Genomic DNA, 12,855 nt, shown 5'->3' with positions numbered 1-12,855 from the left:
ACCCAACTACATAAACCACATTAAGCTTTCTTTCAGGCGTCAGGAAAATCCGATAAAGAGAAGTGTAACTTCTGCGCATAAAATCCCTAAAATGGAAGCCTTAAAAAAGGAAAATCTCAATCAAGAGTAAAGGTACTTTCTGCGGTAACGTCCGTGTCCAGAGATGAACTTATTAAAGTTGTGGATAACAATAAGCAGATGTCTGAAAGAAAAGCAGCTTTCCTTCAAAAAGTGGAAAGAAAAAACCAGGTTATAGCAGGCAATGATCATTTTTTAAGCTGAAAAACTTTGGGCGGAAGAATATTTTTGGTTCAGGAAAGTAATTACCGGGTACAGTAGTTCCGATTTACTGTAGTTCCGAATGGCCGCTCTAATTCATTAACAATTTTTCATTAAATTTCTCTAAATTGATTTTTTTAATTGCTGGCAATTGATTTCATTTTCCACTGGTTGGTATTTGAACTTATCGATCACATCGAAATCAATATCTACAGACAGAGTTTACATAAGAGGAATATTTACATTTTGGCCTTCCTTTATTATTTGGTTGGTGTTCTTTTTTGAATATTCTTTGTGATATTTCTGACCTTTGACTATGCAATTCGGTTGTTACAGCAGACCTATTTTAACACATGAAAAAGAAATAATTATTAAACTGGAAACGTGATCATGAAAACATCACCTGCGTACTGGTAGGCAACCAATTTTGCTATTTATATAATATTTGCGTTAGATTGTTTGTCCTATACAAACCACTAATTTTTAAGCATTTTGTGATTTAAACCGACAATAGCTTCAATAGAACATCTAAGATATATGTTGTATGGAGTATACAATAACTATAGAGAATGTGGTGGCATCCACCACCCTGGCGGAAGATTTCGACCTGCTGAAGATAGAGGCCGGACTGGAAGGAGCAGAATATAACAAAGCTAAGTTCCCTGGTCTGGTCTACAGAATTGAGAATCCAAAAGCTGCTTTTCTGATTTTCACTTCAGGAAAAGTGGTATGTACCGGAGCTAAGACCGTCAAAAACGCTAAGATGGCCATAATCAATCTGGCTAACACGCTCCAGTCCATTGGATGCGAGAAAATAAATTTAGAACCTGAGGTTCATATTCAGAACATTGTTGCCACCGCTGATTTGAAAACAAACCTGAACCTGAATACCATTGTTATAGCCTTTGGTATGGAGAACGTAGAGTATGAGCCAGAGGTATTTCCTGGGCTTGTTTACAGACTTGAGTCGCCCAAGGTAGTAGTGCTCATATTCAGCTCTGGCAAACTGGTGATCACAGGCGGCAAATCTCCTGAGGATTGTGAGGAGGGCCTGCAGGTTATAAAGACAGAGTTTGATAACTTAGGCCTTCTTTATTGAACCTTCTTACCCTAGAGAAAGAATAATCCATACTTCAGCCTGGCAGGGAGAAGGAAACTACAGTAGGAAGAATGTTTCCGGTTTGAAAGTTTCCGATTCAGGATGTTGCGGCATGGATGAAGATAAATGAGGAAGGAAAATATTTCCGGATCAGGACAGCTTTGACCTGGCACACAAAAACTTTATATATCATAAAATGCTCATCGCCCCCTATCCGGAAGATGATCCCTCAGATAGAGGATAAAGTACCCTTTCAGCCATCTGGAGAAAACTGGCTTTTGAGTAACAGCATAATATTAAACAGTTATAAAGAAGCCTGATTCTTAAAAAATTAAAAACAGAAACTGAATAACCTGCCAGGAAAATAGCTTGCCTCTGTTTAAAAAAGAGTTGAAAAACGGCAAAAACCGAATCTGAATAAATCCCAGAGAACTAAAAGATTAGAGTTATGGGAGCTTTCACACAATTCTCATCGGAAGTAAGAAATTAGGGGATTTCTGAGGTGAATTGAACAGGAAATTCATTTCACTTGTGTGCTTTCAAAAATATACTTTATTTACCTCATTTTGCCTGATTTAAATCCACAATAAAAACAAATTAAATTGATAACCTCCACGCTCAAAATAAGAATCTCCATATCTTCACCCTCTGTAATAAAATCTTCCTGGAATGTAAAACAATCAACCAGTAAATTTTGATCTCGTTGATTAGATCAATAGGGAGAAAAAAACACTTCTTTTTAATAAAATCATTTGCAGAGAAAATTGAGAAGAGAATTATAAAATTATAGCAATTCAAAAATTAACATAGGTGAAGGTATATGCAATAAAATCTAACTGTGATCTGCAAGTGCATCCCGGAATACTAAAGGGAGTACACTTATCAGAATTAACTGGAAAAAATCCTTTAGAGCCAGGAAATAGAGAATCGGAAATAGAAGAGATATGAACCTGGCGACTTAAAAACTTTCTGAAAAAAGCTTAAAAAATGGGTAAAAACGGGAAGTAACTCAAAAGCTCTTTTCAGAAAGCTTGAAAAACGAGAGAACGGATTGAAATCCGGTTTCTGAATGATCAGTACACCACTCAAAGTTATCCAATCCCCCTCAATGGAAGGAATTCGATCTGGAGGTTTTTGAATTCTCTGACATTATATTCGAGAAGCGTTTGGTAAAAACGCTTAAAAACTTCAGGGAGATGTAACTTGCAGAGTCAACGATCTGAGCAATCCGAGACTCTTTTGCTAAATGGAGGTTAAAATATGTTGGATTTGAAACTGGAAGACATCGACGGCATATTAGTACGCTACAACGTCGCCCTCGAAAAGGAAATGACACCTGATGAAGCTGCAGAAGAGCTTTATCCCAAAGACGACCTCATCTATCCTGTTGCAAAAGCAATCTATGAAGGAGAAGAGGATGACGTAGTTGACGCACTCCAGGCTGCTATCGATGCAGGCAAGAAGCCAATCGACCTTATCGATGATGCCCTGATGGTAGGAATGGGAGTTGTAACCCAACTCTACGACGATGGTATCATTTTCCTCCCGAACGTTATGATGTCTGCTGATGCCATGCTGGCAGGTATCGAATTCTGTAAGAGTCAGACCACCGAAGTTCCCGAGCCAAAGGGCAAGGTTGTCTGCCATGTTGCAGAAGGCGACGTCCATGACATCGGAAAGAACATTGTTGCTGCCCTTCTGAGAGCAAATGGCTACGAGGTAATTGACCTTGGAAGAGATGTTCCTGTAGACGAAGTAATCGCTGCAGTCGAAAAAGAAAAGCCAATAATGCTCACAGGTACTGCTCTTATGACAACCACCATGTATGCATTCAAGGAAGTTAATGACAAGCTCCTTGAAAAGGGAATAAAACTCCCATTCGCATGTGGTGGCGGTGCTGTGAACCAGGATTTCGTGTCTCAGTATGAACTTGGGGTTTATGGTGAAGAAGCTGCAGACGCCCCTAAGATTGCTGACGCAATCGTTGCAGGTACCAAAGATATCACAGCATTAAGAGAGGAGTTCCACAAACACTGAGGAGGGAGCAAAAATGGTAAAAAAATACACTTCAATGGCTTACGCTAACGCAGATGAACTGATTTTCGGGCAATCAAAATTCCCTGTAAAAGCAGGGCTTGGCCTTGAGATTGGTGCCGGTTACACGACTCCCGAAATAAACTACGCCCCAAGGCCTGGAGCCGGCGTATCCAAAGAAAAGCTTATAAAAGAGTATGAAAGGATCACCACCGACGTTATGTCAAGGATGGTTCAAATAGGAGCACCCTCTATTGTGCTTGAAACTGAACACGTCCAGCAGATGTCCAACAACCCTGAGTGGGGAGGAGCTGTTGCACATGCCCAGAAGACCATCATGGAAGAATATCATGATGAATACGGTATAAAATGTGCACTCCGCCATACAATTGGAGATATCCGTGAGACCAGGGACTACCTAGATCTCAGAGGAGACAAGTACAGCACCTTTATGGAAGCCTTTGAAGAAGCTGCCAATAATGGTGCAGATATGCTTGCAGTTGAATCAATGGGTGGTAAGGAAATCTTTGACTATTCTATTCTGAGGAACGACACTGCAGGCATCCTCTTCGGGATCGGTGTGCTCGGCAGTATGGACATGGAAATGGTCTGGAAGGACATTTCAGATGTTGCAAAGAAGACAGGAACTGTATCTTCAGGTGATACGGACTGTGCCCAGGCAAACACTGCAATGTTCATTGCAGGCGGTCTGCTTGACAAGAACCTTGCCCACACAACTGCAATTGTTGCAAGGGCAATCTCTGCAGCCAGGTCTCTCTGTGCATATGAAGCCGGTGCAGTCGGCCCCGGAAAGGACTGTGGTTACGAGAACAGCATCATAAAGGCCATTGCAGGTGTCCCGATTGCTCAGGAAGGTAAGACCTCAACCTGTGCTCACTCTGACCTGATGGGTAACATTGTTATGCAGTGCTGTGACCTCTGGTCCAACGAATCCGTTGAATACCACGGTGAATTCGGCGGTACAACTGTACAGTGCTGGTCCGAGACCCTTGCATACGACTGTTCCATGATGAACGTTGCCCTTAAGACCGGAAAAGCAAAGGATCTCAGAGACATTCTCGTGCTCTCGGACAAATACAGAGACCCACAGGGCTATGTGATTGCTTACGACAATGCCTACAGAGTAGCACAGGCAATCGCAAAAGATGGAGAGAACAACTACCTCCGTGCAAAGAACGCAGCAATCGAATGTTGCAACATCATCGAAGAAGGTACCAACTCCGGCAAACTCAGACTTACAAGATTCGAAACCAATGCTCTTGCAAAAGTTAAGGCCGATCTCGAAGCCCTCACCGATGATGCTGACCAGTTCATGAGCGACAACCTGACCAAGTTCAAACAAGAAGTTGCCGTTTTCAGACCCGAAAACTATGGGCTCTAAGCCCTAAACTTCTTTTTTTAACTTTTTTAGAATTATGGCTTCAGGTGAAACCATGAGCGAAAACGTGGGAACTGCTACTGTAATAGTTGACAAGACTGCAAATGCTGCCCCTCTGGGCTTTACCGGCCTTGGCCTTGCCGCAGTTCTGTTAAGTCTGAGCTACATAGGGATATATCCTGTAGAATCAATGATCGTCTCCATGGCAATATTTCTGGGTGGGTTTGCCCAGGTGTTTGCAGGAATTATGTCCTGGAAAAAAGGAGATATTTTTGCAGGGACTGCATTCTCTGCTTTCGGTCTGTTCTGGTTCTCACTGGCGGGATTGCTTGTTATGCCTGCAATCGGCTGGGCTGAGGCTTCGTCCGGAACTGCTATGGCCGCTTATCTCTTTATCTGGGGCGTCTATACCTTTGTTATGCTGATCGTTACTATGAGAATAGGAGTCCGTGCCCTCCAATTTGTATTTGTTACATTATTTTTGTTATTTATGTTGCTTGCTGTTGTAAACGCAACCGGCAGTACAGGGTTGCTTATAGTGGCTGGCTATGTAGGACTTGTTATGGGCCTTGGAGCTCTTTATACAGCTCTTGGCATGGTAATGAACGAAATTCACGGAAAAACTGTAATCCCACTCTAATAGTAAAATAATCAGCAGTCATTGAGTAAAACCCTCGAGTACCTGATGAAAAGACCTGCACCAACCTCAATAAGTATATAAAATCCTAAAATTGCAGGAAAAACGGAAAAACAGCTAAAAACGACTCTTCAGGCAAGTACAGGTATTAAACCTGTGTTTACCAATCCTCCCAATATTATTGCACGAGTGACTAAACACTGTATTGTGACCGCGTTATAAAGACACAGGCACTCGAGGGCCTATCCAATTTAAAGAAATAGTTTTCGTTTTGTTACCAAGCCTTTTCAAAAAAGACTTGAGCGAAAACCACAGCAACATTTGAATTTGAGTAACTTATTCCCGAACTCTATCGGCGTGATCGACCAGTGCATTGTGGCACAAACATTTTCAAAAAGGTTTGATTGGAATAAAAAGACCCACTAGAAAAAAGATTGAAAAAGCTAATTAACGGTGAACTTCGAATGCAAGCGGATAAAAAGCTTGACAAAACCCACAATAAAATCCGCAATAGATCTTATACAGAGCTTGCTTTGAGTTTGATACTGACACTTTTCAAACTGCTAGCCGGGATTTTGGGAAATAGTACTTTGCTTCTTGCCGATGCAGTTCGTTCCTTCTCTGAATTTATTGATGAGTGTATAAAACTCCTGGATTTTTCGATTGGAAGCAAGCCTGGAGACGAAAGCCACAACTACGGGCATGGAAAAATCACAACCCTCTGCATGGGAGCAGGGGCTTTTATTCTTCTTTTTGCAAGTTTTCATATGATTTCCCTGAATTCTGGGGAAATACTCATGTTTTTGCAGGGTAAAGAGCCCGAAACTCCTGAAATTATTGCACTTTATGCAGCAACCTCAGCCTTTATATTAAGAAATATTGTGGCTGTTCTGACAGAAAACCCTGAATTACAGACTAAAGAGGATTTTTCAAAAGCTCGTATACCTGTAAAAGACGTATCAATTATTTCAGTAAAACGCTTGTTAATAATCCCAATAAAAGAGGTATTAATATCCTGCTTTGTTATTTTAGGAATAGGATGCACATTTCTGCCTGGAAAAAACTTTAATATAGCTGATTCTTTCGCTGCGCTTCTTTTAAGCCTCTATCTCCTTGGAAATTCAGGGAGACTTCTTTACAAAATTGTAAATGAACTGATAGAAGCCTCCCTTGATGAAGAAAATAACCTCAGAATCAAGGAGATTATAAACAAAACCGAAAACGTCACGGGTTCCGGAGAACTTAAAACTCGCAGGATAGGGAAAGGTATAGCAATCAATGCCATTGTTAATGTGAATAACTCCCTGAGTGTCCTGGAAGCTGCAGAGATAGCAAATCTCGTAGAAGAGAGGCTGAAAGCAGCTTTTACAGAAAATACATACGTACTGATAAAAATCGAGCCCGTCCCGGAAAGAAACCAGAATTTCAAAAACAGAGGTAGATCCTCTAACGAGAAGAAAGGGGAAAAGGCAAGTTTATTTTAACAAAATAAAAACGTAGAAATAATAAAATAATATGGTAATAATGGTGTCAACTACCAACAGCTAAAACAGTGGGCTTCATGCTTTGACTTTCGTGAAAAAACCAATATGAAAACCGAAAGATAAGAAAACAGCCCGTTTCTTTAATTCTAGCAGCTATCCATAGCTACTACAAGATTTAACAGATATCCAAGTTACGTATATGAGTCTAAATCGACACCTGATTTAGAGAGTTCTGAATCATATCACTTTCTAAAGAAAACTTAATTCCCCGAATTTAAAAATGGTCTGAATTAAAAGTAGTCTGAATTAAAAAATCGTATGGAAATCCCGGAAGTTATATATAACTCCCAAAAGAGGTTAAAAATGCACTTTAGTCTTGGAATCGATGCAGGGGGCACTTATACTGATGCCGCTATCATTAGAGATTCAGATGGATCTGTGATAGAATCCAGTAAAGCGCTAACTACATACCCCGATCCTCTCCCTGGAATGAAAAACGCTATTGATGCGCTGAACCCGGAGCATCTTAAAGATATTAAACTGGTATCTGTATCTACAACCCTGTCTACAAATACCATTCTGGAAAGTACGGGGTTTCCGGTAGGGTTAATCATGGTAGGAGATTATATTATTCCTGAGAAACTTCCTACAGACTACTGGATAGCGGTTTCTGGTGGACATAACAGTGACGGAGAAGAACTGAAGGCTCTTGACCTTGACTCAGTAGAAGAATTTGCCCTCAAGGTAAAAGATAAGGTTTCGGCTTTTGCAGTTTCTTCATATTTCAGTAACCGTAACCCGGAACATGAGCTTGCTGTCAAAAAAGCTGTAAAGGAACTTACAGGTCACCCTGTGGTGTGCGGGCACGAACTTTCACAGGATCTTGGAGCCTATGAAAGGGCTATAACTGCATTTCTTAACGCCCAGTTAATTCCTATTACTCACAAGTTTATCCAAGCTATAGTTAAGGAGTTCGAAATCCGGGGTATAAACGCAAACCTGCTGATGCTGAAATGTGACGGATCGGTAGTGGGAATAGAAGAAGCCCTGGAAAAGCCCATTGAGACAATATTTTCAGGGCCTGCCGCAAGCCTTGTTGGGGCATCTTATCTGAGCAGACTCGATACCTGCGCTATGATCGATGTTGGCGGCACGAGCACGGATGTAGCCATGATGGAAAACGGGCTTCCCCAACTCAGCAATATGGGTGCCGTTGTCGGAGGCTGGCAAACCCGGGTAAAAGCAATTCGTATGGAGACCTCTGCAACGGGAGGAGACAGCCATATCTGGGTGAAAGGCGACAGAATTTATATAGGCCCTCGTCGGGTAATTCCACTCTGCCGAGCTTCGGTCATATACCCCGGTTTCAGGGAAAAACTGAAATCGAACAGGGTTGCAAAAGGGTATCTCTGCGAAAGCATTCAGGTAACAAAATTTTATGTCAGGACCGGCTTCAAACCTATCGAATTGAAGGCAGGAGAGAGGGAAATATACAAGCACATCGGAAATGAGCCTGTTTCCTTCGGTGACCTGCTCATAGCCCTGAAAAAACGTCCTTCCCCATCCATTCTGGACTCATTAGTCAAGAAAAGGTTAATCCAGGCAATAGGCTTTACGCCTACCGATGCCCTTCATGTACTTGGAGAATATACCGAATGGGATGTAGAGGCTGCAACAATCGGAGCTTCCATGCTTGGGAGGATAGTTAAGCAGAGCCCAGAAACTTTCAGTGCGGAAGCAAAACACAAGGTTGCGCGAAATATTGCCGAAGATCTTATTGCCTATCTTATAGAAGGAATGCCTAGAAACGAGATTGACAGGGTTCTTCTCGGAAGGAACTATACCCGTTTTAGAGTTGAAATTCCTGTGGTGCTTCTAGGAGGACCTGTAAAAGCATATGTTGAGAATCTCAAAAACCTGATTAATGCTGACTTCATAGTTCCAGAGTACGCTGATGTTGGCAATGCTGTCGGAGCTCTTGTCGGTAAAGGAATTAAAAGAGTAGAGATTCTTATAAAAACAAAAGTTATAAAAACAAAAGTTATCAAGTCTCTTGAAGTTGAGGCTGAAAATATAGATAATGAGGCTCACGAGAAATGCACTGCAGAAGAGATCTTGCCGTATCAAACTAAAAACGAGTTCATCGTCTTTTCCCCATCTGAAAGAAATAAATTTGAAAGCTATAGTGAAGCAGTTGAATTCGCAGAAAAACTTGGAAGACAGCTTGTTATGGACTACATGGTGAGTGCAGGACTTCAAAAGGAGAATATAAAAATAGACGTAAGTCGGAAGCATCTAGCTCCGAGCGGCTGGACTGATGTGCCCCTGGAAACAAAACTTGTTTTCGTAGGAATAGGAATCCCAAAAACTACGATTACAGCTTGATAGGATAAGGATAAATTAGTACATCCAGCCGATATTATAAACAGAAATATATATCTTGAGAATAATTTTATAAATCCGGATAAAAAAGATGTATACAGCTAAAAAAGGACCTTAATTGTGTAATATAAAGTAAAAATGGGGCTGTTTTGACATGCAATATAGTCTGGGTATTGACGCAGGCGGAACCTATACCGATGCCGTAATTTTAAGAGATTCGGACAGCCGGATCCTTGATACCAGCAAGGCAATTACTACCTATCCGGACCTTATGGTCGGAATTCGAAATGCAATTGATAAACTGAATCCGGAACATCTCAGCAAAGTAAAGCTAGTATCGGTTTCCACAACCCTGTCAACAAATACCATTCTCGAAAAAACAGGGTATCCTGTTGGTCTGATCCTGGTAGGGAACTATACCGTCCCAAGAAAACTTCCAGCAGACTACTGTATTAGTGTAAAAGGAGGACATGATAGCAATGGAGATGAACTGCAGCCTCTGGACCTTACTGCCGTAGAACAATTTGCAATAAGCCTGAAAAAGAAAGTCTCCGCGTTTGCAGTGTCTTCGTACTTCAGCACAAGAAACCCGGAACATGAGCTTAAAGTAAAGGAGATAGTTCTTAAATTGACAGGACATCCTGTGGTTTGCGGATATGAATTATCTCAGGAGCTTGGAGCTTACGAACGGGCAGCTACAGCCGTCTTAAACGCCCAGCTAATTCCTATAACCTACCAGTTTATCCATTCCATCACTGCCGAAATAAAGAAAAGAAAACTTGATGCGAAAATCCTTATGCTGAAATGTGACGGTTCGGTTATAGATATAAAAAGTGCAAAACTGCGTCCCATTGAAACAATATTCTCAGGCCCGGCTGCAAGTATTAAGGGAGCTTCTTATCTCTCAGGACTGGACACCTGCGCCGTAATCGATGTGGGAGGGACAAGTACGGATGTTTCCATAATAAAAAATGGAGTTCCTGAGCTTTGTGAGAAAGGAGCAGTTGTAGGAGGCTGGCAAACCCGCGTAAAAGCAATAAGAATGGAGAGTTCAGCAAACGGGGGAGATAGCCATGTGTGGTTTAAGAAATGCATCAGGATAGGTCCAAGACGGGTTATGCCTCTTTGCGTTGCTGCTGTGCGGTATCCTAATTTTAAAGAAAAACTTGAAAAGACCCCCGTGCCCCTGAGGACCATGCTCAGTGAACATACTCAGCCCACAAAATTTTTTGTCAGCACTGGAGCAGACCCTATTGATCCTACAGAAAGCGAAAAAAAGTTACTTGAGATTATAAAAGATGAACCTCTTTCGATCTATGGAATTTTAAATAAAATGAACCGGTTCCCCTCTCCAGCAGTCCTTGATTCATTGATTCAGCAGCGTGCGATCCAGGCTATAGGCTTCACACCAACTGATGCCCTGCACGTACTTGGGGAATATACCGAATGGGATGTGGAAACTGCCCAGATTGGAGCCAAAAAACTTTCGCGTTTTACTCTAATGGGAGTTCATGCTTTTTGCAAAAAAATAAAGCAGCAGATTGCAAAAAATATGGTTTACAGCCTGATGTCCTTTATTCTGGAAGGCAGGGGAAAAGAAGGAATAAAGAAAATGCTGGAGGAAGACGTTCCTGTTCAGTATAAATTAAATATTCCCATAGTCCTGCTCGGAGGCCCTGTAAAGGCTTATTATGAAGAGATTAAAGGCCTCATAGATGCAGAGGTTATAGTTCCTGAGCAGGCAAGCGTAGGAAATGCAGTTGGAGCTCTAGTAGGAAAAGGAATTAAAAGAATTGAGATAATTATAAGACCATCTTCAATGGAAAATCCGGACCAGAATTTCCTGGTATTTACCCCTGCGGGAAGGAAGAAATTTGAGCAATATAGTATGGCAATAGAATATTCCCATAAAACCGGTGAAGAGCTTATTCTGGATTCAATGAAAGATTTTGGACTTCCGGAAGGCTCAATAAAAATAAGCACAAATATGGAATACCTTTCTCCACCTGGCTGGAAACATACGCCAATGGAGACAAAAATGATTTTTGTAGGGATCTGTAACCCTGAGATGTTAACTAATTAGAGATAATATTATATATTATTTATATATAAAAGTTAAATTAAAAAACCGGAGAAACGCTCAATTTGAAAATAAACAGCCAGAGAACCAGCCTGCCGGAAAGAAGGATCGGCTACAACTGCAAATTACTGAATAACAGGAAGTAAGAGAACATGGATTCTTCACTTATTGATCTTGTTTTCCGCTCCGATAAGAGAAAAAACCTTCTTATATTGCTGGATAGCGGCTCAAAAAATATTGACGAAATCAAGAACACACTGGATGTTACAGCCACCTCGATCCTTCCCCAGATAAAGAAACTGATAGATCATGATCTTATTGTCCAAGAAGACAAAAGGTATAAGCTCACAGTCCTGGGAGAGTTTATTATCAAGAAGATAAAGCCCCTGATAAGTGCTCTTGATGTAATTGAGAAAAACAACTCATACTGGACAAGTCATGATCTGAATGGAATTCCCCGTCATCTTTTGGAACGTATATCCGAACTGGGGGATTGCACCTTTATAGAACCCGACCTGAACCATATATATGAACCTTCTCAAGAAATAATTGACAGTATGGCCAATGCAAAGCATGCTTCTACTTTTGCTTCTTATTTCAACCCTGCTTATCTCCCCCTGTACGTTGAGCTTGGCAGAAAAGATGCCGAGCTGTCCCTGAATTTTAATCAATCTGTCTGGAACTACCTATCAAAAGAACACTCAAATATGATCGATGAAGTAATGGGCATGGACAACGTAAGCCTGTATGTTTCAAAAGAAGGAATAAAGCTTACTGAGATTACCGTAACTGATAGGACAATGATGCTGGGTCTTTTTGATAAAAATGGGAAATTCGACCAGCAATTCATTATAAGCTCCGAACCCAGCGCCCTTTTATGGGGTCAGGAGCTGTTTGATTATTTCAAGAGACTTTCCAGACAGGTAAACAAGATATGATTTGAAAAGATGAGTATCTAGTGCTTCGATTCCAAACTAAATTTTTTATTTGTTGGAAAAATCCGTCATCGTCAGATCTATTAAAAAGTTAAGTTTTATGAACCTATTTCGGAATCGCAGTAATAGATAATCTCCGACTACCTCCAAAAACGAGAACGATATGGTAAAGTAAGAAGATATGTGCTTTAAAAGAATTTCCATGCAGAATTTTTCAAGTGACTTATTAAAAGGTAATGAAAAGTAATTATAACTTATTAAAAGGTAATGAAAAGTAATTATATTTAGAAATAATATTAAGATATTATGATATATTATTTATGACATTGTGATGTATAAAAAATGGTAATTACCTTTGTATCCTAACTATAAACCCCAAAAATCCCAAATATAAATCTAAACCTAAAAAAATTCCGAATATAAACCTAAAAATCCCAAATATAAACCTAAACCTAAAAAAATTCCGAATATAAACCCAAAAATTCCAACCCCATAAAGATCCTTTATCTCATAGGACTTACGCAGT

10 protein-coding genes are annotated in these 12,855 nt (G+C 40.6%); all 10 read left to right on the top strand.

Features of this window, described 5'->3' with window-relative positions; all coding sequences use genetic code 11:
- Positions 1-153: 153 nt before the first annotated feature.
- The 10 genes from A9239_RS20370 (at position 154) to A9239_RS08940 (ending at position 12,332) form a co-directional block, all read left to right on the top strand.
- Positions 154-282 (top strand): hypothetical protein, encoded by a 129-nt coding sequence (locus tag A9239_RS20370; protein ID WP_255361926.1) that lies wholly within the window; start codon positions 154-156, stop codon positions 280-282.
- A gap of 541 nt (positions 283-823) precedes the next feature.
- Complete coding sequence (locus A9239_RS08980) at positions 824-1,378, top strand: TATA-box-binding protein (protein ID WP_048122307.1); 555 nt, start codon at positions 824-826, stop codon at positions 1,376-1,378.
- Positions 1,379-1,494: 116 nt separating this feature from the next.
- Entirely contained in the window at positions 1,495-1,698 is a 204-nt protein-coding gene (locus A9239_RS08975; RefSeq protein ID WP_048122308.1) for a hypothetical protein, read from the top strand.
- A 940-nt stretch (positions 1,699-2,638) separates the two neighbouring features.
- Complete coding sequence (gene mtaC, locus A9239_RS08970; protein WP_048122309.1) at positions 2,639-3,415, top strand: methanol--corrinoid protein MtaC; 777 nt, start codon at positions 2,639-2,641, stop codon at positions 3,413-3,415.
- A gap of 13 nt (positions 3,416-3,428) precedes the next feature.
- On the top strand, positions 3,429-4,814 hold the full coding sequence (mtaB, locus tag A9239_RS08965; protein ID WP_048122311.1) for a methanol--corrinoid protein co-methyltransferase MtaB: 1,386 nt from the start codon (positions 3,429-3,431) through the stop codon (positions 4,812-4,814).
- 52 nt (positions 4,815-4,866) lie between these two features.
- Positions 4,867-5,451 (top strand): acetate uptake transporter, encoded by a 585-nt coding sequence (locus tag A9239_RS08960; RefSeq protein ID WP_048122313.1) that lies wholly within the window; start codon positions 4,867-4,869, stop codon positions 5,449-5,451.
- Between the two features lie 461 nt (positions 5,452-5,912).
- Positions 5,913-6,932: a cation diffusion facilitator family transporter gene (locus A9239_RS08955; RefSeq protein ID WP_048156525.1), complete on the top strand. Its 1,020-nt coding sequence runs from the start codon at positions 5,913-5,915 to the stop codon at positions 6,930-6,932.
- Positions 6,933-7,295: 363 nt separating this feature from the next.
- Complete coding sequence (locus A9239_RS08950) at positions 7,296-9,317, top strand: hydantoinase/oxoprolinase family protein (protein WP_048156528.1); 2,022 nt, start codon at positions 7,296-7,298, stop codon at positions 9,315-9,317.
- 151 nt (positions 9,318-9,468) lie between these two features.
- Entirely contained in the window at positions 9,469-11,397 is a 1,929-nt protein-coding gene (locus A9239_RS08945; RefSeq protein ID WP_048122317.1) for a hydantoinase/oxoprolinase N-terminal domain-containing protein, read from the top strand.
- A gap of 149 nt (positions 11,398-11,546) precedes the next feature.
- Complete coding sequence (locus tag A9239_RS08940; RefSeq protein WP_048122319.1) at positions 11,547-12,332, top strand: winged helix-turn-helix domain-containing protein; 786 nt, start codon at positions 11,547-11,549, stop codon at positions 12,330-12,332.
- Positions 12,333-12,855 lie beyond the last annotated feature (523 nt).

The organism is Methanosarcina sp. A14 (assembly GCF_001729375.1).
Classification (GTDB): domain Archaea; phylum Halobacteriota; class Methanosarcinia; order Methanosarcinales; family Methanosarcinaceae; genus Methanosarcina; species Methanosarcina barkeri.
Note: the sequence above shows the minus strand (reverse complement) of the source record. Positions and strands in the feature narration are given on the sequence as shown.

What these genes read in the sequence shown, in the direction of transcription:
- mtaB (WP_048122311.1), top strand. Translation starts at nt 3,429, where the DNA reads ATGGTAAAAAAATACACTTCAATGGCTTACGCTAACGCAGATGAACTG.
- A9239_RS08960 (WP_048122313.1), top strand. Translation starts at nt 4,867, where the DNA reads ATGAGCGAAAACGTGGGAACTGCTACTGTAATAGTTGACAAGACTGCA.
- A9239_RS08940 (WP_048122319.1), top strand. Translation starts at nt 11,547, where the DNA reads ATGGATTCTTCACTTATTGATCTTGTTTTCCGCTCCGATAAGAGAAAA.
- A9239_RS08975 (WP_048122308.1), top strand. Translation starts at nt 1,495, where the DNA reads ATGAAGATAAATGAGGAAGGAAAATATTTCCGGATCAGGACAGCTTTG.
- A9239_RS08945 (WP_048122317.1), top strand. Translation starts at nt 9,469, where the DNA reads ATGCAATATAGTCTGGGTATTGACGCAGGCGGAACCTATACCGATGCC.
- A9239_RS08980 (WP_048122307.1), top strand. Translation starts at nt 824, where the DNA reads ATGGAGTATACAATAACTATAGAGAATGTGGTGGCATCCACCACCCTG.
- A9239_RS08955 (WP_048156525.1), top strand. Translation starts at nt 5,913, where the DNA reads ATGCAAGCGGATAAAAAGCTTGACAAAACCCACAATAAAATCCGCAAT.
- A9239_RS08950 (WP_048156528.1), top strand. Translation starts at nt 7,296, where the DNA reads ATGCACTTTAGTCTTGGAATCGATGCAGGGGGCACTTATACTGATGCC.
- mtaC (WP_048122309.1), top strand. Translation starts at nt 2,639, where the DNA reads ATGTTGGATTTGAAACTGGAAGACATCGACGGCATATTAGTACGCTAC.